This is a genomic window from Rhizobium sp. PRIMUS64 (assembly GCF_023006465.1).
In the GTDB taxonomy this organism is placed as follows: Bacteria; Pseudomonadota; Alphaproteobacteria; order Rhizobiales; family Rhizobiaceae; genus Rhizobium; species Rhizobium leguminosarum.
In genome coordinates, this window is the sequence record NZ_JALBGX010000101.1 from 1 (window position 1) to 23,875 (window position 23,875).

Genomic DNA, 23,875 nt, shown 5'->3' on the forward strand with positions numbered 1-23,875 from the left:
GCTGGGCCTGCCGGTGGCGCTGGCGATCATCGGCGGCGAGCCGCGGCGTTTCGCGCCGCTCTGCGATCTCTACCGCGAGGCGGCGCGCCGGGCAGGTCAGGATCCGGCGAAGCTGAAGACCAGCATCAACGTCCATGGCTTCATCGCCGATACAACGGAGGCGGCGGCCAATCAGTTCTACGGGCCTCAAGCCGAGGTGATGAACCGTATCGGCCGTGAGCGCGGTTGGGGACCGACGAACCGGGCGCATTTCGACATGTCGCGCGGGCCGAATGGCGCGCTCTTCGTCGGTGATCCCGAGGCGGTCGCCGAAAAGATTATCGCCCATCACGCCCTCTTCAAGAACGACCGCTTCCTGCTGCAGATGGCGATCGGCCTGATGCCGCATGCCGAGATCATGCGCGGCATCGAGCTTTACGGCACGAAAGTCGCGCCGATCGTCAGAAAGGCATTGACTGAAAGGGGCGAAGAGGCGAAAGCCACGGCCTGACGAGCGCACAACGTCGAACATCGCAATCGATTTTCGAAAAAGGATTGTGCGCCACTTCAACGTGATGAGCGTCCTTCGCGCGTCCTGTCGAACGCGCGGCGCTCTAGAACAGGATGATTTTAGACCGGGTCGGCCTAAAATTTGAATCCGGTTCTAAATTAGATAGTTAGAGCATCATGTTGTCCGAAAACCGCTCACACGTTTCGGCATCATGCTCTGAGGCGGCCGCGGCCGTCCTGCGCAAGGCCGGAACAGACGAATGGTTATCGCAAACGACGACGAACTGGTAAAGCTCAAGGAGATCGGCCGGATCTGCGCCAACGCCATCCAAGTGATGGCAGCGGCGATGGAGCCCGGCATGACGACGCTGGAGCTCGACCAGATCGGCCGCAAGGTGCTCGAGGATTCGGGCGCGCGCTCGGCGCCAGAGTTCTGCTACCAGTTTCCCGGTGCCACCTGCATCAGTATCAACGAGGAAATCGCCCACGGAATTCCCGGCCCGCGCGTCATCCGCGCCGGCGATCTCATCAATATCGACGTCTCGGCGGAAAAGGATGGCTTCTTTGCCGATACTGGCGCTTCCTTCGCGGTGCCGCCGATCAAGCCAAAGATCGAGCGGCTCTGCCGCGACGGCAAACGGGCACTCTGGGTCGGGCTCAACCAGGTCAAATCGGGCGAGCCACTGGCAAAGATCGGCACCGCCGTCGGCGCCTTTGCGCAGAAGAACCGCTATACGCTGGTCGCCAATCTGGCGAGCCACGGCGTCGGCCGCTCGCTGCACGAGGAGCCGGCCGAGCTCTCGACCTGGCCGGACCCTTCGGAAAAACGGATGATGACGGAAGGTCTCGTCTTCACCGTCGAACCTTTTCTCTCGCTCGGCGCAACATGGGCCGAAGGCGGCGACGATGCCTGGACGCTCTATGCCGATCCGAAGGCGCCGACCGTGCAATATGAGCATACGGTGGTCGCAACGCGCAACGGGCCGGTGGTTCTGACCTTGCCGGATGAGCGGGCGTAAGACCGGTACTGAACAATGAAGAAAGGCGGCGGGAGCTGACTCTGTCTCAAATCCCGCCGTACAGTCTTCGTCTCAGCTCCGCGTTTCCGGCCTGCCGCCTTGCAGGATTTCGGTGGCGGCGCGTTCGAGGATGCCGGCGATGCGGGCAGCTTCGGGTTTCGACCAGGGATAGCGCATGCGCATCGCCGAGCGCAGCAGCATACGGGCGGCGCGGATATCGCCGCCGTCCTGCATGAAGTCGCCGTCATCACTGTCGTCGGCGCCGTGACGGTCTGTTTCGAAGACACGCTTCACGTGGGCCATCTTCTCGCCGATGCGTTCCAACTTGGCGAACGTATGCAGGATCATGGCACGGTTTTCCTCGACGCGGCGGCGGCCGGCCTCGGTGATGCGATAGAGCTTCTTGGCGCCCTCAGCCTCCACCTCGGCAAGACTGGTTTCCTCGAGATAAGTGAGGGCGGGATAGATGACGCCCGGACTCGGCACATAGAAGCCGCCCGAGCGCTCTTCCAATATCTTTATCAATTCGTAGCCGTGGCGCGGCTGCTCAGCGAGCAGCGCCAGGATGACCAGTTGCAGATCGCCGGCCGCGAATTTGCGGCCCATGCGGAAATCTCCGCCGAACATGCCGCCTTTAAAACCTCTCATGGCTTTTCCTTTCATCGTGGGATGTATCTCTAGCTATGTCGCAAAACATATATCGTACGATAATAGCTTTCAAGTGCGACTGAGAATTTTTGATGTTTCGGGAAATTGATCGATCGATCAGAATTACTTGATTGTGATGCCGGTACTGCGGCGTGATAAACGCGGCATGCTCGAGCGCATCCGTCACTCCCCACCGAACCTTGTTTCCACTGCCGCTGCCGGCGCCGTTGCCATGGCCGCGGCCATGGGCTTCGGGCGCTTCTCCTACACGCCGATCCTGCCCGGGATGATCAGCGGCGTGCCGCTTTCGGCAGCGGATGCAGGCTTCATCGCGTCGGCCAATTTCGTCGGCTATCTCGTCGGCGCCGTGCTTGCAGCCTATGGCTGGGCGGCGGGGCGGGAGCGGCCGGTGGCGCTGTTGTCGCTGCTGGCAACCGCGATCCTGCTTGCCGCCATGGCCGCCACCGATTCCGTCGCCGTCTTTGCCATCATTCGTTTCTTGGCCGGCGTCGCCAGCGCCTTTGCGATGGTCTTCACCTCGTCGATCGTGCTCAGCCACGGGGCTGCCGCTGGCAACGATCATGTGCAAGCAGCGCATTTCGGCGGGCCGGGTGCGGGTATCGCGCTGTCTTCGGTCATGGTGCTGCTGATCGGCCTCGGCTTTCACGATGAACCGGGCGGCTGGCGGGCCGATTGGATCGGCGGGGCGCTCTATTGCGCAGCAAGCCTTGTCGTCGTCTTCCTGCTATTGCCGTCGGCGCCGGCGCAATCGGCGCAGGTGGGCAAGGAGCCGGCGCTCACCTGGAACCGGCCAATGGTGCTTCTGACGCTGTCCTACGGCCTGTTCGGCTTCGGTTACGTCATCACCGCGACCTTCCTCGTTACCATCGCGCGCCTTTCTGCAACCGGACCCTTCGTCGAATTCCTCTGCTGGTTCATCGCCGGCCTGACGGCGGCGGTGGCGCTGTTTGCCTGGAAGCCGCTGGTCAAGCCGCTCGGGCTTGGCGGCGTCTATGTCGCAGCGCTTCTGATCGAGGCCGCCGGTGTGCTTGCGACCGTAGCGCTGCCGCCTTCCGTCGCACCGCTGATCGGCGGGGCGCTGTTCGGGGCGACGTTCCTGGCAATCACTGCTTATGGGCTGCAGATCGGCCGCAAGCTTTCGCCTGACAGTCCGCGGCGGATCCTGGCGATGATGACGGCCGCCTTCGGCCTCGGCCAGATCGTCGGACCTGTTGTTGCCGGCTGGATCGCCCAGCGCAGCGGCAGTTTTACCGTCCCGACGGTGATCGCCGCGATCGCGCTCGTCGCCTGCGCGGCGCTGGTGATGCCCGTGATCAAGAAAATCTCTTAACCGGTTACATCTCCGTAACAATCGGCCGAACCCATTGCTGCTTCCTTCGAACTGCCTTAGTTTCCGGCACAATCAGTGTTCGACGACACTCCCGAGACTCACAGTTCAGGAAAGCAAAGCCTCCCGTGTTTCATTCCTTTTTTCCGCAGCCAAAGGCGTTCTTTAGTTCGCTCGTCGTTTGGACCCTGATTTCCATTGCCGGCTGGTATCTCTTCGCCGCCAGCCTCGGTGTATCGCTCGGTTATGCGCCGGTTGCCGAAGAGCAGCAGCCGATCGACCTTTCGTTCTTCCTGCTGCCCGAAAATGTCTGGTTCTACGGCTATTTCCTGCTGTCGGCGGTGGTCTTCTGCGGTGCATGGCATCTGAAGGCGCTGAACCACCCCTGGAAGATTTGGTCGATCTGGGGTTCGGCACTGATCATCTTCGTGACCTACTTTGGCGTCCAGATCAGCGTTGTGATCAATAACTGGCGCCGGCCGTTTGGTGACCTTCTGCAGAACGCATTGTCGAAGCAGCCAGGCATTTCCGTCGATAATTTCTACAGCTTGATGTGGGTCTTCTGCCAGATCGCATTCCTCAGCATGTTCGTATCGATCATGACCGACTTCTTCACCAGCCATTACATCTTCCGCTGGCGAACGGCGATGAACAATTTCTACATGTCGAAGTGGGAAAAGCTTCGTCACATCGAAGGCGCCTCCCAGCGCGTTCAGGAAGATACGATGCGCTTTTCGAGCACGCTCGAAGGTCTTGGCATCAGCCTCATCAACTCGGTGATGACGCTCGTGGTATTCCTTCCGATCCTTCTGGCCCTGTCGCATTACGTGACCGAGCTGCCGTTCATCGGGCCAGTGGCGAATTCGCTCTTTTGGCTGGCGCTGTTCTGGTCGGCTTTCGGCACGCTTCTGTTGGCGGTCGCCGGCGTCAAGCTGCCGGGGCTGAATTTCCGCAACCAGCGCGTCGAAGCGGCGTATCGCAAGGAGCTCGTCTATGGTGAAGACCATGCGGAACGGGCTGAGCCGCTGACCGTCAGGGAGCTCTTCGGCAACGTTCGCCGGAACTATTATCGCATGTATTTCCACTACATGTATTTCAATGTCGCCCGTTATTTCTACATCCAGGCCGACGCGCTCTTCGTGGTCTTCATGCTGGTGCCGACGATCGTGGCGGGCACCATCACTTACGGTATCTTCCAGCAGATCTCGACCGCCTTCGGACAGGTCAGCAACTCGTTTCAGTATCTCGTCAACTCCTGGACAACGATCATTGAACTGCTCTCGATCCACAAACGCCTCAAGGCCTTCGAGGCTGCGATCGACGACGAACCGCTGCCTGAAATCGACCAGCGCTACCTGGAGCGTGAGACGGGGGTCGTGCACGCCGACGGCTGATGGGCAGGGAATCTTTGCGAGCATCGGAAGATTGGCGTTTGGGGTGCCTCCTCCTCGCTGGGTAGGAGGGGCAATCGCAGCGTCGCAACGAATCTCTTCTCCCCCGCGGGGAGAAGATGCCGGTAGGCAGATGAGGGGGGCGGCCAGGCACGTCGTCTCGTTCAAGGGAACTTAGAGACACCCTGCAGGCTCGACAGCGCCATAGCCGCCATCAAAGACCTGACGTCTGCAATCTGCCGCGGGCCTCGATCATCGGGATCGCCTCCGAATAGCTGACGCAGGCGACGTCGGCGCGGTGGCAGACGTCGCTGACCAGGCGGTCGAGCGCCCGCCAATAGGCGCCGCCGTTCATTTCGACGAAGTGGAAGCCGAGCTGTAGCGGGACGCGGGTGCCGGCATACTGTTTGTCGAAAGCTTCCTTGAAGGCGGCATAGGCGCGATCCTCGAATTCCGCGGAATCGGCCGTATCCTCCTCACCCTTGGAATGGCGGACGAAGAGATTGTAGTCCATGCCGATGATCGGCTTCTCGTTCGGGCCTTCGGGGATCAGCGGCAGGCCGAAGCGGATGATGCCGTCTTCCTCGACAGGCATGGCAGGCCCTTTGGTGACCAGGCTCGCATCATAAGTGAAGCCCGCCTTCTTTTCGGCGGCGATCATGTCAGCGCCCGCGGTTGCCGAGAGATAGGGGGCGCGAAAGCCCTTGATGCCGTGATCGACCAGATCCTGCCAACCGGTCGGCTCCTGCAGGCCGACGCTCTTCCAGGCGTTTTTCAACGTCGCATGAAAGGTTGCGTATTCGGCCGACCAGTCGGCCTCGCTCCAGAGGCGGCCGTCGAAATGGCCACAGGCATGGCTCGATATGTCGTGTCCTTCGAGGTGGGCGTGCCAGATATTGCCGAGGCGCTCGCGGATCTCGTCGTCGCTCTGCGCGAAGCCGACATTGGATTTTCCGCGTTTCTGGTGCGGCGCCTGATAGGTCTTCTTCGCCGCCTCGTTCATCAGGAAGGTGCAGGAGAGAAAATAGGTGAAGTGGGCGCCGTTTTTCGCCGCCATCTCGCGGCTCTTCAGCCAGAGCGCGTTGTCGTGGGCGCCGTCGAAGGAAATGATGACGAGCTGTTTCGGCCGGTCGGCCGCCTCGGCGATTGCCGGGAGCAGGAACGAGGCAGCCAGACAGGTGGAGAGGAGAAGACGGGACATGGACACCGCGACAATTTGTTCGCGGTTTCCCTCCGACAGAATTGCGGCGAAGCTGCGGTCTCTCTGGCATTTTTTCACGCCAGCCGTTAGAGCCTTTCCTGGTCAGATGTGACAAACGGTACGGAAGGGATCCGCAATGACATTGCTTATCGTCGGCATCATACTTTTCCTCGGGGTGCATCTGGTGCGGGTGGTGTCCCCCGGCTTCCGCCGTTCGATGATCGCAAGCCTCGGCGAGAAAGGCTGGCGGGTAGCCTATTCGATCGCCAGCATCGCCACACTGATACTTTTGATCTACGGCTTCGGGCAGGCGCGTGATGTGACCGGCATGCTTTACAATCCGCCGGTCTGGATGGCGCATATAACAATCACGCTGATGCTGATCGCGATGATCTGTCTCGTGGCCTCGCTGGTGCCGGCGGGGCATATTGCAACGAAGACCAAACATCCGATGGTGCTGTCGGTGAAGATCTGGGCGCTGGCACACCTGCTCGCCAATGGCGAGACGTCGTCGGTCCTGCTGTTTGCCGCCTTTCTCGCCTGGGGCGTCATCCTGCGCATTTCCTTGAAACGGCGGCAGCGGGCGGGTGAGATCACACTCCGGCCGTTCGTCTCGGCCAAATACGACCTCTATGCCGTCGTCATCGGCATCGTCGTCTGGGCGCTGATCATCTGGAAGCTGCACGAATGGTTGATCGGGGTTTCGCCGCTCGTCATGTGATCGGCGCATAACCCCGAAATTCGATTCCGATTTTCGGGAAGGATTATGCGCGGATTCAAAGTGTTAGAGCGTCCTTAGCGCGTCCTGTTGGACGCGCGGCGCTCTAATCTTTCACATCCCCCTTACAACGGCTGCAAAATGGGGTAGAAGGCCCGATAATATGCGTTTTGCATTGTGTATGGGTATTTCCGCGGCCGGAGACGAGAATGGCATTCAACGACGACAGCTTCATCCGTGAAGTCAATGAGGAATTGCGATCCGACCAGATGAAGGGCGTCTGGCGCCGGTTCGGCCGCTATATCATCGTCGTCGCCATTCTGATCGTCGTCGGCACAGCCGGCAAGGTTCTCTACGAGTATTGGGACGACAACCGTTCCTCCGGCACCGGCGACCAGTTCCTGGCGGCGATGAAGCTTGCCGACGAAAACAAGAACGACCAGGCGCTGGCCGCGCTCGACAAGCTCGAGAAGGAAGGCCATGGCGCCTATCCGGTGCTGGCGCGGATGCGGGCCGCGACCGTCCAGGTGCAGATGGGTGATACCGCCGCGGCGATCGCCGCCTTCAACGAGATCGGCAAGGACAATGCCGTTCCGGCCGCCGTGCGCGATGCCGCCAAGATGCGTGCCGGTTGGCTGCTCATCGAGAACGGCGCCTACGAACAGGTTTCGGCCGCGATCGAGGAAATGGCCGTTCCCGGAAACGCCTTCCGTCATTCGGCGCGCGAGGCACTCGGCCTTGCCGCTTACAAAGCCGGCAACATGGCGCAGGCGCGGCAGTGGTTCCAGTCGATCGTCGATGATACCGACAGCCCACGCAATGTTGCCAATCGCGCCCATATGATGCTTGATCTGATTACCGCATCCGGCAAGGCGCCCGCCGCTCAGGGCTGATCGCGTTAAGGACAAGATATGAGTTTCACGGTCGCCATCGTCGGTCGTCCGAATGTCGGCAAGTCGACACTTTTCAACCGGCTGGTAGGCAAGAAGCTGGCGCTTGTCGACGACACGCCGGGTGTTACCCGCGACCGCCGGCCGGGCGATGCGCGGCTGATGGGCCTGACCTTCACGATCATCGATACAGCTGGTCTGGAAGAGGCCGACGCGGAAAGCCTGCAGGGCCGGATGCGGGCGCAGACGGAAGCGGCGATCGACGAGGCGGATCTTTCGCTTTTCGTTGTCGACGCCAAGAGCGGATTGACGCCCGTCGATACCGACCTTGCCGAAATGTTGCGCCGGCGGGGCAAGCCGGTGGTGCTTGTCGCCAACAAATCCGAAGCGCGGGGCTCCGACAGCGGCTTCTATGACGCCTACACGCTCGGGCTCGGCGAGCCGACGCCGATTTCGGCCGAACATGGGCAGGGCATGCTCGACTTGCGCGATGCGATCGTTGCGGCAATCGGCGAGGACCGGGCCTATCCCGCGAAGGAGGATGTCGCCGTCACAGATGTCGACATTCCACAGACGGAAGGCGAGGACAGCGACGCGGACGAAGAGCCGCCGGCCTATGACGAGACGAAGCCGCTCAGGGTGGCGATCGTCGGCCGGCCGAATGCAGGAAAATCGACGCTGATCAACCGTTTCCTCGGCGAGGACCGGCTTTTGACCGGGCCGGAGGCAGGCATCACCCGCGACTCCATCTCGGTCGAATGGGACTGGCGCGGTCGCACCATCAAGATGTTCGATACGGCAGGCATGCGCCGCAAGGCGCGGGTGATCGAGAAGCTGGAGAAGCTTTCGGTTGCCGATGCGCTGCGCGCCATCCGCTTCGCCGAAACCGTCGTCATCGTCTTCGATGCGACGATCCCCTTCGAAAAGCAGGACCTGCAGATCGTCGACCTGGTGCTGCGCGAGGGCCGTGCCGCCGTGCTCGCCTTCAACAAGTGGGACATGATCGAAGACCGGCAGGCGGTGCTTGCGGATCTGCGCGAAAAGACCGACCGCCTGCTGCCGCAGGCGCGTGGCATCCGCGCCGTGCCGATCTCTGGCCAGACCGGCTGGGGACTGGACAAGCTGATGCAGTCGATCATCGACACGGACAGGATCTGGAACAAACGCATCTCGACGGCGCGGCTCAACCGCTGGCTGGAGACGCAGCAGATTCAGCATCCGCCTCCGGCCGTTTCCGGCCGCCGCATCAAGCTGAAATATATGACGCAGGTCAAGGCCCGCCCGCCGGCCTTCATGATCTCCTGTACCCGCTCGGATGCGCTACCGGAATCCTATACACGCTATCTGATCAACGGGTTGCGCGCCGATTTCGACATGCCGAGCGTGCCGATCCGCATCCATTTCCGCTCGCCTGATAATCCGTTCGAAGGCAAGAAGAGGCGGACGTAGGCGGGGAGCTTGCACTGATTGGTGGGGCATTGCGCACGCGTCGTGGAGCCATCCCCTCTGCCTTGCCCGGCAGGGCAGAAGGGGGGGGCACAGGCACTGTGATAGCTATCCGGCAATCTCAGCCACGCTTTTGTTCAGCGCTTCACGCAGCGCCACGATCTCGGCCTGGAGGCGAGTGAGGTCGACTGTATCGCGACCGCTGGCAGCGGCGATGCAGCCGGGGATGCCGATCGCCTTTTCATTGAGGCGCTTGCCTTCGTCCGTCAATCGAAGCATCACGACGCGTTCGTCGTCCTTGCTGCGTTCGCGTCTGACATAACCTGCGGTTTCAAGGCGTTTGAGCAGCGGGGTCAGCGTGCTCGATTCCAGGAAGAGCTTTTCACCCAAGCCGCCGACGGTCTGGCCGTCCTGTTCCCAGAGCGAAACCATCGCCAGATATTGCGGATAGGTGAGGCCGAGCGTGTCGAGCAGCGGCTTGTAGACGCGGTTCAGTGCGTGGCTTGCCGTATAGACGGCAAAGCAGATGAAATTGTCGAGCTTCAACTGATCCTGCATGGGAAATCTCCAAAATCAAACAAATTTACATCGTGCGATAAATAATCGTAGCCGCTTTTTATGCATGGTAGCTATGCAGAAATATAAATTGTGCGATAAACAATCGTGCGCGATATAAAGTCAGTGTTCACAACGAACATCGAACCCGAGAGGACAAGACAATGTCGACCATCAAGACCGTAGTTTCCGCAGCAGCACTGCTCGCAGCCTCCGCCGTTGGCGCGCTTGCCGATCCGGTACTCGAACCGACAACGCAGAAATTCATCGACGGGCTTGCCGGCGGCAAGCCGATCTACACGCTGTCGCCGGCCGATGCCCGCAATGTCCTGGCCGGCGCGCAGAAGGGCGATGTGAAGAAGCTTGCTGCTAAGGAAGAGGACCGGGTCATCAAGGCTGGTCCGACAGGCAGCATCAAGCTGCGCATCGTCCGCCCGGAACATGCCAAGGGCACACTGCCGGTCATTCTCTATTTCCATGGCGGCGGCTGGGTGCTGGGCGATGCGGATACGCATGACCGGTTGGTGCGCGAGATCGCCAACGGCGCCGATGCCGCTGTCGTCTTCGTCGACTACGAGCGCTCGCCGGAAGCCCGCTATCCCGTTGCCATCGAGCAGGCTTATGCAGCGACCAAATATGTCGCCGAGCATGCCAAGGAGTTCAAGGTCGACGCCTCCAGGCTCGCGGTCGCAGGCGATAGCGTCGGCGGCAACATGGCGGCGGTGGTGACGCTGCTTGCCAAGGAACGCGGCGGTCCTGCCATCGATCAGCAGGTGCTGTTCTACCCCGTCACCGACGCCAATTTCGACAATGGTTCCTACAACCAGTTCGCCGATGGCCCGTGGCTGACCAAGGAGGCGATGAAGTGGTTCTGGAACGCCTATCTGCCCGACGAAGCCAAGCGCAAGGAGCCGACGGCTTCGCCACTGCAGGCATCGCTGGAGCAGTTGAACGGCCTGCCGCCAGCGCTCGTCATCGTTGACGAGAACGACGTGCTGCGTGACGAGGGCGAGGCCTATGCCCGCAAGCTCAGCCAGGCCGGCGTGAAGGTCACGTCGATGCGATACAACGGCACGATCCATGACTTCGTGCTGCTAAACGCCATTACCGAAACGCCTGCCGCACGCAGCGCGATTGCGGTCGCGAACGACACGCTTCGCAGCGCGCTTCACAAGTAAAACCAATCAGTCTGCGGACGGGAGGGGCCCGGCGGTTTCGCCGAGCTTTCTGCTTCTTGGAAGCGATTTGGCAAACTGCCAGGCCTTCTTCCATTTCGGCGTGATGACGCCGTTGGCGGCGCGGATATTGTTGATGAACTGCAGTGTCGCCGCTTCCCAGGAATATTGCATGGCGAGTTCACGCGCCTTGCTGCGCGAGGCGGAGAGGGCGGCAAGGCAGGCGGCTTGCAGGTTGGCGTCGAGCGCCCCGACGTCACTGTCCTCGCCGATGATGTCGAGCGGGCCGGTGACCGGGTAGGCTGCCACCGGCACGCCCGATGCCAGTGCTTCGAGGATGGTGTTGCCGAAGGTGTCAGTGAGCGAGGGAAAGACGAAGACGTCGGCCTGGGCATAGGCTTTCGCCAGATCCTCGCCGAACTGCACGCCGGCGAAGAAGACGTCGGGATATTGCTTTTCGAGCTCGGCGCGGGCCGGACCGTCACCGACGACGACCTTGGAACCCGGCAGGTCGAGATCGAGGAAGGCCGGCAGGTTCTTTTCCAGCGCCACGCGGCCGACGGTCATGAAGATCGGACGCGGCAGGCCGAACGGGTTTTCCTCGAGCGCCATCGGACGGAACTGCGTGGCGTCGATGCCGCGGCTCCAGGGCATGAGGTTGCGGATGCCCTTTTCCGACAGTTCGCGGGCAAGGCTCGGTGTCGCCACCATGCAGCCTGCGCCGCCATTGTGGAACCAGCGGACAAAGGAATAGAGCCAGCTCTTCGGTATGGGCAGGCGCGCGGAGACGTATTCCGGAAAGCGGGTGTGGTAGCTCGTCGAAAACGGCATGCGGTTCTTCAGGCACCAGCGGCGGGCGGTCAGCCCCAGCGGACCTTCGGTGGCAATATGCACGTAGGAGGGATTGTGCTTTTCGATCTCGCGGGCGATGCGGCGGTAATTGGCGATCGATAGGCGGATCTCGGGATAAGTCGGGCAGGGGATGCTGTTGAAGCGCTCCGGCGTCACCATCGAAACCTCGACGCCCATCTTCGCCAATTCGCGATTGGTGTTCTCGATCGAGCGCACGACGCCGTTGACCTGCGGGTGCCAGGCATCGGTAACGATCACCAGCCTTTCGGGCAGGTTTCCGGCGGCCGCGGCATTGGCCCAGCTCTCGCCGCTATAAGTGTTTGCCGGACGTTGCAGCATGTCACGATTTCCATCCGCGTCGCAGTGATCTGCCAACGCTCAACCCCTCAGCGGGGTTCCGGAACGGCGATTCCCGCTTGCTTATTTTGAGGCATGACCATGATGGAAATATTACAGCCCATATTGCAAGGATCGCAGGGGCTTTCGCTGGCCTGATCGCCTCGATTATGTCGGCGGCGGGCGGCGGTTTTCATGCATAAAGAATGACGGCGCCGGTCCAGGACCGGCGCCGTTTGGGAGGTTAAGCGGCAGCGGAAGCCGAGCTTGCAGTCGGAACTTCCGAGATCGTCTTCAGAACCTGCGAAGCGATCTGGTAGGGGCAGCCCTGTGAGTTCGGGCGGCGATCTTCCAGATAGCCCTTGTAGTCGTTCTTGACGAAGGAGTGCGGAACGCGGATCGAAGCACCACGGTCGGCAACGCCGTAGGAGAACTTGTTCCACGGTGCCGTTTCGTGCTTGCCGGTCAGGCGCTTGTCGTTGTCAGGACCGTAGACGTTGATGTGGTCCATCAGGTTCTTTTCGAACTGCGCCATCAGCGCTTCGAAATAGGCCTTGCCGCCGACTTCGCGCATGTACTTGGTCGAGAAGTTGCAATGCATGCCCGAGCCGTTCCAGTCGGTGTCGCCGAGCGGCTTGCAGTGATACTCGATGTCGATGCCGTATTTTTCGGTCAGGCGCTGCAAGAGATAGCGTGCCATCCAGATCTGGTCGGCGGCTTTCTTGGAGCCCTTGCCGAAAATCTGGAATTCCCACTGGCCCTTGGCCACTTCGGCATTGATGCCTTCGTGATTGATGCCGGCAGCGAGGCAGAGGTCGAGATGCTCTTCGACGATTTCGCGGGCAACGTCGCCGACGTTCGAATAGCCGACGCCGGTGTAGTACGGACCCTGCGGAGCGGGGTAGCCCTGCTCAGGGAAGCCGAGCGGACGGCCGTTCTGGTAGAAGAAATATTCCTGCTCGAAGCCGAACCAGGCGTCTTCGTCGTCGAGGATGGTAGCGCGGGCATTCGATGCATGCGGCGTGACGCCATCCGGCATCATGACTTCGCACATGACGAGAGCGCCGTTGGTACGGGCCGGGTCGGGATAGATGGCGACCGGCTTCAGCACGCAATCGGAGCTGCGGCCTTCAGCCTGCTGTGTCGAGGAGCCGTCAAAGCCCCAGAGCGGAAGCTGTTCCAGCGTCGGGAATGCGTCGAATTCCTTGATCTGCGTCTTGCCACGCAGGTTCGGTACCGGAGTGTACCCATCGAGCCAAATATACTCGAGCTTATATTTTGTCATCGTGACTCTCTCAATGCTACGAAGGTGAGCAAATCCGGAGGTGATCTCGGCGCGCAAGCGCATCCGACCGCCAGGGATGACGCTTTTAAAGCACGTAGCGTGCCAGTTTTGGCGCCACGCAAAAGAAAAATCGCGAATCAGCGTGACGGCCGATTTTTTCTCTTTTGGAAAATCGGGCTGTTTTTAACGCTCACAGGCGGTATCGCCCATCAAAACGCACTTTTCCCATCTGGAACTGGATGAAAATTGCGGCGTTAGGCTGAAATGATGAAGTGTTAAACAAATTATCGGAAGCTTTTAGCCGAGACAGCATGCCGACCGATTACAATTGTAACATTGCCCTTATTTTATGCAATTTGCATAAACTATGTGCATTGTGCTATGTAGATGGTCCTGAAATGTTGATGCGCCGAACTGAATGGAGGCGATCTCATGCCCACCGGTTTCCATCGTGAATCCGCAACGATCTACCAGTTTCCCGTGAAGGCGATACGAAACGCCAACCGGTTCGAACGCGCCAGGCTGATGGAGCGCGAGGCAGCAGACGTCTGCGATTCTGCGCTCGACAGCTGCTGGTACCATGACGAGGCAGTTCGCGAGTCCGATCGGCCGACGAAGTCCTGATTTCGTATAACCCTGAAATCGGAATCGATTTGAGGGGGATCAGCGGAGCAAACGATGCCGACAAGGCGGAAGCGCCTGTGCATGGTGTTCGTACTGCGTCAGCATGTGCGGCTAGCCGCCATCCAATCCGAGCTTTTCCCTTACGACCAATGCACCATGTTCGCTGACGACGCGGGCAGCGACCTTTGCTGCGAAGCGGGCGGCGGCAGGCGCATCGCCTGCTTCGAGGTATCGTGCGAGAAAGGCGCCGTTGAAGCTGTCGCCGGCGCTGGTCGTGTCGACCACCTTCTTCACCCTTTCAGCCGGAACGAATGTTTGCTCGCCGGCAAAATTCAGCGTGACACCGTCAGCGCCGTTCTTGACGACGATATCGACGGCGCCCAGTGCGCGATAGCGGTGGATCGTCGCCTCAATGGAATCATCGCCGAAATGGGCCGCCTCGTCGTCGAAGCTCGGCATGACGAGCACGGATGAGCGGGCGCCTTCGCTGATCGTCGTGTGCATCACGTCGTAGCTCGACCAGAGGCGCGGACGGATGTTCGGATCGAAGACGACGAACTTGCCGGCGGCCTTGGCGCGACGGACTTCGGCAAGCAAAGTCTCGGCATCCTCATGTGGCAGGATGGCAAGGGTGATGCCGGAGAAATAGATGACGGCAGCGCTCTCCACCGCCTCGCGCAGGCGGTCCGGATCAGCCGCCAGGCTGCGGGCTGCCGAGCTGTCACGCCAGTAGCTGAAGGAACGTTCGCCGTCCTTCAGATTGATCATATAGAGGCCGGGCGTCCTGCCCCTGATGCGGCGGATGAGGCTCGTGCCGATGCCTGATGTGTCGATGAAGGCCAGCATCTCACCCGACATGGCGTCGTCACCGAGGGCGGTGAAATAATCCACCGACCAGTCGGCGGCAAGGCAGGCGCGGGCATACCAGGCGGTGTTGAAGGTATCCCCGGCAAAGCCCTTGCGCAGCAGGCCGTCACCTGCCTGCGAGAGTTCCACCATGCATTCACCGATCGATAGAAACCGTCTGCTCACCTTGTCCTCCCGGCATTAGAGCGCTGCGGATCCAACAGGACGCGCTAGGGACACTCTATCACTTTGAATTGGCGGATTATCCGCAGGTCTTCATTCGCTGATACGCGGAGCCGCGCAGAGTGACAAGCGTCGATATTACGGGAGATGAAAGCCCGTCTTCGCGGGCGAGGCGAAGGCGGGCTTTCAGAAGGACGCCTATTCGTGGATGGTGTAGCTGCCCATCGCGCAAAGATCTTGCGTATCTTCCGTGGTTGCGAGGTTTGAGCCTTCTTCGAATTCGAAGCGCATGTCGTATTTGCAGACGGTGCGGCCATCGGCGATGGTGATATCGATGCTTTCGCCCGGATTGAGAACGTCGTCACCGAAGACGTCTTCTTCCCATTCGCCGACGCCGGTCGGCGAGCTGTAGAAACGTGTCAGGACGGAGTTCGTCCCGTTGGTGAGCTTGAAGTTCAGATCTTCGGCATGCAACGAAACCGCGGAGGCGGCGATCATCGTGGCGGCGAGTGCGATCAAAGCTGATATTTTCGATTTCATGTATGCGTTCCCCTGGCTTGCGATTAGGCCGAAATGGGATAGCATTCGCTCATAAAATCTTTCTTATCGGGGACTTTAGATCCAAAAATAGTCCGCTTCGTCCCGCGATGGACGGCGGTCGGACATTCAAGGCGACGGCCGCCTGGGCGGCCGTCTTTCCGTTCATGGCCTGTCCATATGATAGCAGGCGGCCTTCTGCCCGGGGCGGACCTCCTCGGTCGGCGGCATTTCGGTGCGACAGATGTCGGTCGCCTTCCAGCAGCGCGGTGAGAAGACGCAGCCTTTCGGCGGGTTGAGCGGCGAGGGCGGGTCACCCTGCAGGCGGATGCGGGTGCGCAGGCGCGCAAGCTTCGGATCGGGAATCGGCGCGGCGGAAAAGAGCGCCTGCGTATAGGGGTGGGCCGGATGATCGAAGACGGTGGCGCAGTCGCCGGCTTCCACCACCCTGCCGAGGTAGAGCACCAGCACATCATCTGAGATCAGGCGGACGACGGAGAGGTCGTGGCTGATGAAGATCAGCGTCAGGCCGAATTCCTTGCGCAGCTTGCGCAGGAGCGTGATGACCTGACCCTGGATCGAGACGTCGAGGGCCGAAACCGGCTCGTCGCAGATAATGAGCTTCGGTTTGGTGACGACCGCGCGAGCGATGCCGATGCGTTGCGCCTGGCCGCCGGAGAATTCGTGCGGATAGCGGTTGATCATTTCCGGCACCAGGCCGACGGCGGTCATGATCTCGCGGACACGTTCGGTGCGCTCGGCTTTGGAGAGTTTCGGCTCGAAGACGGTGAGCGGCTCGGCGATGATGTCGCCGACCGTCATGCGCGGGTCGAGCGAGGCGATCGGATCCTGAAAGATGATCTGCATGTCGCGGCGCGCGGCGCGCATTTCCTCATCCGACAGGTCAAGCAGGTTCCGGCCCTGCCAGAGGATGCGGCCCTTCTGCGATTTCAACAGCCGCAGGATGGAGCGGCCGAGCGTGGACTTGCCACAGCCGGATTCGCCGACGATGCCAAGCGTGCGGCCTTCGCTGAGGTCGAAGCTGACATTGTTGACGGCTGTGAGAAAGATCGGCGGCTTGAAGAGGCCTTTTGCCGGCAGTTCGAATTGGGTCGTCAGGTTCTCGACCCTCAGAAGCGATCGTTCAGCCATGGTTCAACAGCTCCTCGCGACGCGGGAAGGGGTGGTAGCAGGCGGCGCAATGGTGCGGCGCCAGGGTTTCGAGCGGCGGCGGGCGGTCGATGCAATCGTCCTGGACCTGCGAGCAGCGCGGCGAGAAATTGCAGCCCTTCGGCAGGTGCTGCAGGTTTGGCGGACGGCCGGGGATGACGACGAGGTCGTCGACATCCTGGTCCGGGCGCGGGATCGAGGCATGCAGTGCTGCGGTATAGGGATGGGCCGGATTGTCGAAGAGTTCGTCGACCGGAGCCTCCTCGACGATGCGGCCGGCATACATGACGGCGACGCGGTCGGCGAGTCCGGCAACGACGCCGAGATCGTGGGTGATCATGACGAGCGCTGTGTTCATCTCCGCCGTCAGGTCGTTGAAGAGATCGAGGATCTGCGCCTGGATGGTGACGTCGAGCGCCGTCGTCGGTTCGTCGGCGATCAGAAGCTTCGGCCGGGTGAGCAGCGCCATGGCGATGACGATGCGCTGGCGCATGCCGCCGGAGAGCTCGTGCGGGTAGAGATGGAAGCGTCGTGTCGGATCGGGGATGCCGACGCGTTTCAGCATGTCGAGTGCGGCGGCGGATGCGGCGCGCGCCGTCAGCCCGCCGTGAACCTCGAGCTGCTCCGTCAGTTGCCGGGAGATCTTCAGCGATGGATTGAGGGCGGTCATCGGGTCCTGGAAGACCATCGCCATGTCCTTGCCGCGGATCTGATCGAGCTCGCGCGGTTTCAGCGTCAGCACGTCCTTGCCTTCGAGCAACGCCTGTCCCGTCGTTTTGCCGTTCTTGGCGAGCAGGCCCATGATGCCCAGGAAGGTTTGGCTCTTGCCGGAACCGGATTCGCCGACGATGGCGATGCGCTCGCCGCGCTTGACCGTCAGGTTCATGTTCGAGACTGCCTTCACCTCACCGTCCGGCGTTTTGAAGGTGATCGAATAGTCTTTGAGTTCGAGGAGGGTATCCGTCATTTAACGATCCTTCGGGTCGAACGCGTCGCGCAGGCCGTCGCCGATGAACAGCAGGCTGAGCAGCAGGGCCACGAGGAAGCTTGCCGGGAAGACCAGCAGCCAAGGCATGCTTTCCATGGCATCGGTCCCCTCGGCGATCAGCGTGCCGAGCGAGGTCAGCGGTTCCTGCACGCCGAAGCCGAGATAGGAAAGGAAGCTTTCGGTGGCGATGATTTCAGGCACCGTCAATGCTGCGAAGATGACCACGGGTCCGACGAGGTTCGGGATGATGTGCTTGATGATGATCTTGAACGGCCGCTGCCCGGATGCGCGGGCCGCTTCGATGAATTCGCGATGCTTGATCGATAGCGTCTGGCCGCGAACGATGCGGGCCATGGTCAGCCATTCCAGCGCGCCGATGGCGGCAAAGAGCAGATAGACGTTGCGGCCGAAGATCACCATCAGCAGGATGACGAAGAGGATATAGGGAAGCGCATACATGATATCGACGAAGCGCATCATGATCGCATCCAGCCTGCCGCCGATATATCCCGATACCGCACCGTAGAGCACGCCGATGAAGACGGAAACGACGGTCGCCGTCAGCGCCACGGCCAGCGAGACGCGGGTGCCGTAAAGGACGCGGGCGAGAAGGTCGCGGCCGTTCGGGTCGGTGCCGAAATAATGACCGGTCTCGAACGAGGGCGGGATCCGGAAGGCCGCCCAGTCGGGATCTTCATAGTTGAAGGGAATGAACCAGGGGCCGATGAAGGCGACGAGGATCAGCAGCGTCAGGACGACGATCGACAGGACGGCTGCCTTGTTGCGGCCGAGGCGGCGCAACGCATCCTTAGTGAGCGAGCGGCTTTCGGGTGCAAGGCCTTCCGCCGCCAGCAGCTCCTGGGCAAGCAGCTCGCGTTTTGCGGGGTTGAGGATCATCTGTTTCTCACTTTCGGATCGAGCCACGCATAGGCGATATCAACGAGAAGGTTCAGGAACACGATCAGCACCATGTAGAAGATGACCGTGCCGAGAACCATGCCGTAATCACGGTTCAGCGCTGCGTTGACGAAATAGCGGCCGATGCCGGGCAATCCGAAGATGCTCTCGACAACAAGCGAGCCGGTGAGAAGATAGCTTGCTGCCGGACCCAAATAGGAGACGACCGGCATCAAGGCGGGCTTCAGCGCGTGGCGCATGACCGTCAGTCGAGGGCCGATGCCCTTTGCCTTGGCGGTACGGATAAAATTCTGGTTCATCACCTCGATCATCGAGCCGCGCGTGATGCGCGAGATACGGCCGGCATGCGGCAGGGCGAGAACGACGATCGGCAGGATGAGGTATTTGATCGAGCCGTCACCCCAGCCGCCGACTGGAAACCACGCGAGATGGATGCCGAAGACGAGCTGCAGGATGGGCGCGATCAGGAAGTTCGGTAGGACGACGCCGATCAGGATGAGCGCGCCCAGAATATAATCCGGTGCCTTGTTCTGATAGAGCGCCCCAAGACAGCCGACGGCGACACCGACGATGATGGCAATCAGGAAGGCAGCCGTACCGATGGTGAAGGTGTAGGGCAGACCGATCATGATCTGCTGGGCGACGGTGAAATCTTCGCTGGCGAAGGAGGGGCCAAGATCGCCCCGGAGCAGATCACCGACATAGATCAGGTACTGCTGGATGAGCGGCTTGTCGAGATTGTAGTGGATCGCAAGGTTCTTCAGGATCACCGGCGGCAATGGCCTTTCGCCATCGAAAGGGCCGCCGGGGGCAAGGCGCAAAACAAAAAACGAGGCTGTTACGGCGATCCACATGACGGGGATCGTCGACAGAAGGCGACGGAGTGCGTATTTGATCATGGTCGTGGGCCGGTCCTTTCCGCAACGCGCGGAAAGGACCGTTTTCCCTTACTCTTTCATCGACAGCCAGCGGGTGCGGTGGATGTCCTGGATGTTATCGACGAAGCCTTCGATCTTTGGCGAAACGACGTTCTTCGAGACATAGTAGTAGATCGGCAGGGCGGCGGATTCATCCAGCGCCAGCTGTTCGGCCTTCTTGAAGATCGCAGCACGCTTGGTGAGATCCGTCTCGGCGTTGCCTTCCTTGATCATCTTGTCGTACTCGGGATTGGACCAGCGGCCGTAGTTCATCTGGACGCCTGTCACCAGGAGGTTCAGGAAGTTGTCCGGATCGTTATAGTCGGCGAGCCAGCCGGCGCGGCCGATTTCGACCTGGCCACGCTGCATCTGGTCGTAATGCACCTTGGTTTCGGCATTGACGAGCTCGACATCGACGCCGAGCGGCTTCCACATGGATGCGATGGCGACGGCGATACGCTTGTGGTTGTCGTTGGTGTTGTAGCTGAGCACGGCGTGGAGCGGCTTGTCCGGCCCGAAACCGGCTTCGGTCAGAAGCTTCTTGGCTTCGGCGACCTTCTCGCTATAGGGCAGGTCCTTCCAGCTGACATAGGCCGGCTCGCCGTAATTCGCCGTGCCCGGCGGAACCCAGGAATAGGCCGGCAGCTCGCCGGTGCCGAGGATTTGCGGGCCGATGACCTCACGGTTGATCGCCATGGAGAGAGCCTGGCGGACGCGCTTGTCGCTGAAGGGCGGCTTCTGTGAGTTGACGACGTAATAATAGAGGCCGGAGAAGGGGGCGACATGCGCCTGGCCGGGCAGGTTCTTCTTCATCCACTCGTATTGGTCGGTCGGGAAGTCGGTGAGGATATCGAATTCGCCGGCGCGGTAGCGTTTCAGCGCGGCTTCCTGGTCTTCGAGCACGAAGAACTTCGCTCCGTCGATCTTCAGGTCCTTGGTGTCATACCACTGGTCGTTCTTGACTGTGGTGACATGCGAGCCCGGAACCCATTCGACGGGCTTGTAGGGGCCGTTGGTGACGATGTTGCCGATCTTGACCCAATCCTGGCCCTTCGCCTCGACGACATGCTTCGGCAGCGGGTAGGCGGTGTAATGCATCAGGGCATTAATGAAATAGGGGGTGGCGTTTTCGAGGGTGATTTCGAGCGTCTTGTCGTCGATCGCCTTGACGCCGAGTTCGTTGAGATCGGTGATCTCACCCTTGTTGATCTTTTCGGCGTTCTTGATGGTGAACTGCAGATAGGCATAGTCGGCGGCGTTCTTCGGGTCGACGAGGCGCTGGAAGGCGAAGACGAAGTCTCCTGCCGTTACCGGCTGGCCATCTGACCACTTGATGCCGTCGCGAAGCTTGAAGGTGTAAACCTTGCCATCAGGCGAAATCGTCCAGCTTTCGGCCTGGCCGGGGATCGGATTATCCTTGGCGTCCTCGGTGACGAGGCCTTCGAAAATGTCGCCGGCGATACGGTTTTCCCAGTCTCCGGAAAGCTTCTGTGGATCGAGCGACTGCGGGTCGCCACCATTGTGAATGTTGAGCGTGGCCGCATGGGCCGAAAACGCCAGCAATGTGCCAAGCATTGCAGAGGCGAGAAATTTTTTCGCGAAATGGTTCATGGTGGGTCCACCTTTCTAGGCTTTTCGCCTTTATTAGACATTTGTTCCCGGTGTTTGACCTCTTACGTGCAGGTCAGCGCGCACATTATCGCAAAGGCTTTGCGTTGCAACCCCAAATCCGGAGGTTGGAAACGGGTTGTGGACAAGCCTATATACGTCTCCCCCTTGTCGGATCGCGACGACGCGCCGTGACATCCGCCACGCTCTCATCACGGCTTCACCCGGTTGTCTTTTGTTTTGTCCGCTTTAGTGTGGCGAGCGCAAACGAGGCAGGAGATGTAGCCGATGGCATTGCAGGCAGGCGGGAGTGCGGACTGGTGGCGCGGCGCGGTGATCTATCAGGTCTATCCGCGCTCGTTTCAGGACACCAACAGCGACGGTCTCGGCGATCTCAGGGGAATCACCCGCCGGCTGCCGCATATAGCCAGCCTCGGAGTCGACGCGATCTGGCTTTCGCCCTTCTTCAAGTCGCCGATGGCCGACATGGGTTACGACGTTTCCGATTATTGCGACGTCGATCCAATCTTCGGGACGCTCGCCGATTTCGACGAGATGATGGCCGAAGCGCACAGGCTCGGCATCAAGGTTGTTATCGACCAGGTGATCTCGCACACTTCCGACCGGCATCCCTGGTTCGTCGAGAGCCGGTCGAGCCGGACCAATCCGAAGGCGGATTGGTATGTCTGGGCCGATCCGAAGCCGGATGGTACGGCGCCGAACAACTGGTTGTCGATTTTCGGCGGGCCGGGCTGGGAATGGGATGGCGTGCGCCGGCAATACTACCAGCACAATTTCCTGACCTCGCAGCCGGACCTCAACTTCCACAGCAAGGCCGTGCAGGATGCGGTCCTCGAGACGGTGAAGTTCTGGCTCGACCGCGGCGTCGACGGTTTCCGCCTGGATACGGTCAACTATTATTTCTGCGACAAGCTGCTCAGGAGCAATCCGCCGCATGAGCCGGATGAAGATGACGCCGGCCTCGATGCGCCCGACAGCAATCCCTACGGCATGCAGAACCACCTCTACGACAAGACGCAGCCGGAAAATGTCGATTTCCTCAAGCGCTTCCGGGCGCTGCTCGATCAGTACGAGGATCGCACGACTGTCGGCGAAGTCGGCGATGGCGCGCGTTCGCTGAAGACGGTTGGCGCCTATACGAGTGGCGGCGACAAGCTGCACATGTGCTACACATTCGATCTGCTCGGGCCGGATTTCACCGCCGAGCATATTCGCGGCTGCGTCGAGGCGTTCCACAAGGCAGTCACGGACGGCTGGGTCTGCTGGGCTTTTTCCAACCACGATGTCATGCGCCATGTCAGCCGTTTCGCGCGCACGGAGGAAGAACGGCCCGTCATCGCCAAGCTGGCGGTCTCGGTGCTTGCGGCGCTACGTGGCTCGATCTGCCTCTATCAGGGCGAGGAACTCGGCCTGCCGGAGGCAGAGCTCGCCTTCGAGGATCTGCGCGACCCTTACGGCATCCGCTTCTGGCCGGCCTTCAAGGGCCGCGACGGCTGCCGCACGCCGATGCCCTGGGAAGCCGGCAAGGCGCATGCGGGCTTCACATCCGCGGAAAAGAGCTGGCTGCCGGTGCCTTACGAGCAGGCAGCACTTTCCGTCGATACGCAGGAGGCGAGCGACAGCTCGGTGCTGCATCACTACCGCAAGACGCTTGCATTCCGGAAGAGCCATCCGGCGCTGGTCGACGGCGACATGACCTTCATCGGTACCAACCAGGACCTGCTCGCCTTCACCCGCGAAAAGGACGGAGAAAAACTGCTCTTCGTTTTCAACCTGACGCGCAAACCGGCGGAATTCCGCCTGCCTGATGGCATCGTGCTCGGAGAACCGCTTGATATGCCGGGCTTCGAGGCGGTAGCGGGCGCGGGATCAGTGAAGCTTGCGGCGCTCGACGGGTTTTGCGCGCGGGTTTGATGTTCGACTGCTGTGTCTCTGAAGGCGAACGTCGAGAGGTTGTCCACCGCGGAGCCAGCCCTGCTTCAATCGCATCACCCGATGAGCGCGAACTTGTCCACATCCACCATGCCGCGGTCGGATATCTTCAGGTGCGGGATGACCGGCAGCGGCAGGAAAGCGAGCTGGAGGAAGGGTTCTTCCAACGTGGCGCCGAGCGCGAAGGCGGCCTTGCGCAGATGGTGCAGGATGTCGCGAACCGTCTCATAGGGCTCGAGGCTCATAAGACCAGCGATGGGCAGGGCGATTTCGCCGGTGACCTTGCCGTCTTCGACGACGACGAAGCCGCCCTTGATCTCGCCGAGGCGGTTTGCGGCGCGCGCCATGTCGTCCTCGCTGACACCGACCACGCAAATATTGTGGCTGTCATGGCCGACGGTCGAGGCGATCGCACCCTTCTTCAGGCCAAAACCCTGGACGAAGCCGTTGGCATGGTTGCCGTTCTTGCCGTGGCGCTCGATGACGGCGACCTTGATGATATCGTTGGCAAGATCGACCGTCGTCTCGTTGCCCCTGACGGGCAGGCGATAACGGCGATGCTCGGTGATGATCTTGCCTGGCATGACGCCGATGACAGGCGTTTCGCCCTCGGCGACCGGGACGCCGAAATGGGCGGCGTTGACGGGCCTGGCCTTGACGCTGTCGAGGCCGATCGGGGCAACCGGCCTGCGCGAGGAAAAGAGCGCATCGGTGACGCGGCGGCCGGCGGAAAAGACCATGTCGGCACGGCAGTTTTCCAGGCTGTCAAGAACCACCT

23 protein-coding genes are annotated in these 23,875 nt (G+C 60.8%); 10 read left to right on the plus strand and 13 right to left on the minus strand.

Annotated features, from left to right (window positions below):
• Together MOV76_RS28855 and map are read left to right on the plus strand one after the other, a co-directional pair.
• Window positions 1-490 (plus strand): LLM class flavin-dependent oxidoreductase (locus MOV76_RS28855; RefSeq protein WP_247265809.1); only part of this gene is annotated, 490 nt, incomplete at its 5' end.
• 259 nt (window positions 491-749) lie between these two features.
• Complete coding sequence (gene map / locus MOV76_RS28860) at window positions 750-1,508, plus strand: type I methionyl aminopeptidase (RefSeq protein ID WP_018243123.1); 759 nt, start codon at window positions 750-752, stop codon at window positions 1,506-1,508.
• Between the two features lie 72 nt (window positions 1,509-1,580).
• Here map and MOV76_RS28865 read toward each other — a convergent pair whose 3' ends face one another.
• Window positions 1,581-2,156, minus strand: a complete 576-nt coding sequence (locus tag MOV76_RS28865) for a PadR family transcriptional regulator (RefSeq protein WP_018243122.1) — start codon at window positions 2,154-2,156, stop codon at window positions 1,581-1,583.
• A 166-nt stretch (window positions 2,157-2,322) separates the two neighbouring features.
• Between MOV76_RS28865 and MOV76_RS28870 the strand changes: the two genes are divergently transcribed.
• Both MOV76_RS28870 and sbmA read left to right on the plus strand, forming a co-directional pair.
• Window positions 2,323-3,507 (plus strand): YbfB/YjiJ family MFS transporter, encoded by a 1,185-nt coding sequence (locus MOV76_RS28870; protein WP_176707458.1) that lies wholly within the window; start codon window positions 2,323-2,325, stop codon window positions 3,505-3,507.
• 125 nt (window positions 3,508-3,632) lie between these two features.
• Window positions 3,633-4,898: a peptide antibiotic transporter SbmA gene (gene sbmA, locus MOV76_RS28875; protein WP_247265810.1), complete on the plus strand. Its 1,266-nt coding sequence runs from the start codon at window positions 3,633-3,635 to the stop codon at window positions 4,896-4,898.
• A 211-nt stretch (window positions 4,899-5,109) separates the two neighbouring features.
• On the opposite strand, the gene MOV76_RS28880 is transcribed toward sbmA, so the two are convergent.
• The gene (locus MOV76_RS28880) at window positions 5,110-6,096 is read right to left on the minus strand and encodes a polysaccharide deacetylase (RefSeq protein ID WP_247265811.1); all 987 of its coding nucleotides are present in this window, start codon (window positions 6,094-6,096) and stop codon (window positions 5,110-5,112) included.
• Between the two features lie 136 nt (window positions 6,097-6,232).
• Here MOV76_RS28880 and MOV76_RS28885 point away from each other — a divergent pair, with 136 nt between their 5' ends.
• The 3 genes from MOV76_RS28885 (at window position 6,233) to der (ending at window position 9,153) form a co-directional block, all read left to right on the plus strand.
• Complete coding sequence (locus MOV76_RS28885) at window positions 6,233-6,817, plus strand: NnrU family protein (protein ID WP_247265812.1); 585 nt, start codon at window positions 6,233-6,235, stop codon at window positions 6,815-6,817.
• A 206-nt stretch (window positions 6,818-7,023) separates the two neighbouring features.
• Window positions 7,024-7,707, plus strand: a complete 684-nt coding sequence (locus tag MOV76_RS28890; protein ID WP_047618673.1) for a tetratricopeptide repeat protein — start codon at window positions 7,024-7,026, stop codon at window positions 7,705-7,707.
• A gap of 18 nt (window positions 7,708-7,725) precedes the next feature.
• Window positions 7,726-9,153, plus strand: coding sequence for a ribosome biogenesis GTPase Der (gene der, locus MOV76_RS28895; protein WP_247265813.1), 1,428 nt, complete (start codon window positions 7,726-7,728; stop codon window positions 9,151-9,153).
• A 105-nt stretch (window positions 9,154-9,258) separates the two neighbouring features.
• Here the strand turns inward: der and MOV76_RS28900 are convergent, their stop codons facing one another.
• Window positions 9,259-9,708, minus strand: a complete 450-nt coding sequence (locus MOV76_RS28900; protein ID WP_247265814.1) for a MarR family winged helix-turn-helix transcriptional regulator — start codon at window positions 9,706-9,708, stop codon at window positions 9,259-9,261.
• A gap of 161 nt (window positions 9,709-9,869) precedes the next feature.
• Between MOV76_RS28900 and MOV76_RS28905 the strand changes: the two genes are divergently transcribed.
• Window positions 9,870-10,883: an alpha/beta hydrolase gene (locus MOV76_RS28905; RefSeq protein ID WP_247265815.1), complete on the plus strand. Its 1,014-nt coding sequence runs from the start codon at window positions 9,870-9,872 to the stop codon at window positions 10,881-10,883.
• Window positions 10,884-10,889: 6 nt separating this feature from the next.
• On the opposite strand, the gene MOV76_RS28910 is transcribed toward MOV76_RS28905, so the two are convergent.
• Window positions 10,890-12,071: a glycosyltransferase family 1 protein gene (locus MOV76_RS28910; protein ID WP_247265816.1), complete on the minus strand. Its 1,182-nt coding sequence runs from the start codon at window positions 12,069-12,071 to the stop codon at window positions 10,890-10,892.
• 241 nt (window positions 12,072-12,312) lie between these two features.
• Window positions 12,313-13,353: a glutamine synthetase beta-grasp domain-containing protein gene (locus MOV76_RS28915; RefSeq protein WP_047611346.1), complete on the minus strand. Its 1,041-nt coding sequence runs from the start codon at window positions 13,351-13,353 to the stop codon at window positions 12,313-12,315.
• Between the two features lie 432 nt (window positions 13,354-13,785).
• Between MOV76_RS28915 and gstI the strand changes: the two genes are divergently transcribed.
• Window positions 13,786-13,977, plus strand: coding sequence for a glutamine synthetase translation inhibitor GstI (gene gstI / locus MOV76_RS28920; RefSeq protein ID WP_130717445.1), 192 nt, complete (start codon window positions 13,786-13,788; stop codon window positions 13,975-13,977).
• Between the two features lie 111 nt (window positions 13,978-14,088).
• On the opposite strand, the gene MOV76_RS28925 is transcribed toward gstI, so the two are convergent.
• The 7 genes from MOV76_RS28925 to MOV76_RS28955 form a co-directional block, all read right to left on the minus strand.
• A complete protein-coding gene (locus tag MOV76_RS28925) occupies window positions 14,089-15,009 on the minus strand; it encodes a sugar kinase (RefSeq protein ID WP_247265817.1) in 921 nt (306 codons plus the stop codon).
• A 195-nt stretch (window positions 15,010-15,204) separates the two neighbouring features.
• Window positions 15,205-15,546 carry a hypothetical protein gene (locus tag MOV76_RS28930; protein ID WP_018446732.1) on the minus strand — a complete coding sequence of 114 codons (342 nt, stop codon included), beginning with the start codon at window positions 15,544-15,546 and terminating at the stop codon, window positions 15,205-15,207.
• A gap of 162 nt (window positions 15,547-15,708) precedes the next feature.
• Entirely contained in the window at window positions 15,709-16,695 is a 987-nt protein-coding gene (locus MOV76_RS28935) for an ABC transporter ATP-binding protein (RefSeq protein WP_018243108.1), read from the minus strand.
• Entirely contained in the window at window positions 16,688-17,680 is a 993-nt protein-coding gene (locus MOV76_RS28940; protein ID WP_166480967.1) for an ABC transporter ATP-binding protein, read from the minus strand. Before MOV76_RS28940 ends, MOV76_RS28935 begins: the two co-directional genes overlap by 8 nt.
• The gene (locus MOV76_RS28945) at window positions 17,681-18,598 is read right to left on the minus strand and encodes an ABC transporter permease (protein WP_018243106.1); all 918 of its coding nucleotides are present in this window, start codon (window positions 18,596-18,598) and stop codon (window positions 17,681-17,683) included. It abuts the gene before it with no gap.
• On the minus strand, window positions 18,595-19,518 hold the full coding sequence (locus MOV76_RS28950; protein WP_017965401.1) for an ABC transporter permease subunit: 924 nt from the start codon (window positions 19,516-19,518) through the stop codon (window positions 18,595-18,597). Before MOV76_RS28950 ends, MOV76_RS28945 begins: the two co-directional genes overlap by 4 nt.
• A gap of 48 nt (window positions 19,519-19,566) precedes the next feature.
• Window positions 19,567-21,147 carry a peptide ABC transporter substrate-binding protein gene (locus MOV76_RS28955; protein WP_047618658.1) on the minus strand — a complete coding sequence of 527 codons (1,581 nt, stop codon included), beginning with the start codon at window positions 21,145-21,147 and terminating at the stop codon, window positions 19,567-19,569.
• Between the two features lie 285 nt (window positions 21,148-21,432).
• On the opposite strand from MOV76_RS28955, the gene MOV76_RS28960 reads away from it, so the two are divergent.
• On the plus strand, window positions 21,433-23,079 hold the full coding sequence (locus tag MOV76_RS28960) for an alpha-glucosidase family protein (protein ID WP_047618657.1): 1,647 nt from the start codon (window positions 21,433-21,435) through the stop codon (window positions 23,077-23,079).
• Between the two features lie 74 nt (window positions 23,080-23,153).
• Here the strand turns inward: MOV76_RS28960 and MOV76_RS28965 are convergent.
• A partial coding sequence (locus tag MOV76_RS28965) for an adenine deaminase C-terminal domain-containing protein (protein WP_309506574.1) occupies window positions 23,154-23,875 on the minus strand: 722 nt, incomplete at its 5' end.

What these genes read in the sequence shown, in the direction of transcription:
- MOV76_RS28900 (WP_247265814.1), bottom strand. Translation starts at nt 9,708, where the DNA reads ATGCAGGATCAGTTGAAGCTCGACAATTTCATCTGCTTTGCCGTCTAT.
- MOV76_RS28880 (WP_247265811.1), bottom strand. Translation starts at nt 6,096, where the DNA reads ATGTCCCGTCTTCTCCTCTCCACCTGTCTGGCTGCCTCGTTCCTGCTC.
- gstI (WP_130717445.1), top strand. Translation starts at nt 13,786, where the DNA reads ATGCCCACCGGTTTCCATCGTGAATCCGCAACGATCTACCAGTTTCCC.
- der (WP_247265813.1), top strand. Translation starts at nt 7,726, where the DNA reads ATGAGTTTCACGGTCGCCATCGTCGGTCGTCCGAATGTCGGCAAGTCG.
- MOV76_RS28935 (WP_018243108.1), bottom strand. Translation starts at nt 16,695, where the DNA reads ATGGCTGAACGATCGCTTCTGAGGGTCGAGAACCTGACGACCCAATTC.
- MOV76_RS28940 (WP_166480967.1), bottom strand. Translation starts at nt 17,680, where the DNA reads ATGACGGATACCCTCCTCGAACTCAAAGACTATTCGATCACCTTCAAA.
- MOV76_RS28905 (WP_247265815.1), top strand. Translation starts at nt 9,870, where the DNA reads ATGTCGACCATCAAGACCGTAGTTTCCGCAGCAGCACTGCTCGCAGCC.
- MOV76_RS28885 (WP_247265812.1), top strand. Translation starts at nt 6,233, where the DNA reads ATGACATTGCTTATCGTCGGCATCATACTTTTCCTCGGGGTGCATCTG.
- MOV76_RS28930 (WP_018446732.1), bottom strand. Translation starts at nt 15,546, where the DNA reads ATGAAATCGAAAATATCAGCTTTGATCGCACTCGCCGCCACGATGATC.
- MOV76_RS28955 (WP_047618658.1), bottom strand. Translation starts at nt 21,147, where the DNA reads ATGAACCATTTCGCGAAAAAATTTCTCGCCTCTGCAATGCTTGGCACA.
- MOV76_RS28865 (WP_018243122.1), bottom strand. Translation starts at nt 2,156, where the DNA reads ATGAGAGGTTTTAAAGGCGGCATGTTCGGCGGAGATTTCCGCATGGGC.
- MOV76_RS28950 (WP_017965401.1), bottom strand. Translation starts at nt 19,518, where the DNA reads ATGATCAAATACGCACTCCGTCGCCTTCTGTCGACGATCCCCGTCATG.
- map (WP_018243123.1), top strand. Translation starts at nt 750, where the DNA reads ATGGTTATCGCAAACGACGACGAACTGGTAAAGCTCAAGGAGATCGGC.
- MOV76_RS28915 (WP_047611346.1), bottom strand. Translation starts at nt 13,353, where the DNA reads ATGACAAAATATAAGCTCGAGTATATTTGGCTCGATGGGTACACTCCG.
- MOV76_RS28960 (WP_047618657.1), top strand. Translation starts at nt 21,433, where the DNA reads ATGGCATTGCAGGCAGGCGGGAGTGCGGACTGGTGGCGCGGCGCGGTG.
- MOV76_RS28870 (WP_176707458.1), top strand. Translation starts at nt 2,323, where the DNA reads ATGCTCGAGCGCATCCGTCACTCCCCACCGAACCTTGTTTCCACTGCC.
- MOV76_RS28910 (WP_247265816.1), bottom strand. Translation starts at nt 12,071, where the DNA reads ATGCTGCAACGTCCGGCAAACACTTATAGCGGCGAGAGCTGGGCCAAT.
- MOV76_RS28945 (WP_018243106.1), bottom strand. Translation starts at nt 18,598, where the DNA reads ATGATCCTCAACCCCGCAAAACGCGAGCTGCTTGCCCAGGAGCTGCTG.
- MOV76_RS28890 (WP_047618673.1), top strand. Translation starts at nt 7,024, where the DNA reads ATGGCATTCAACGACGACAGCTTCATCCGTGAAGTCAATGAGGAATTG.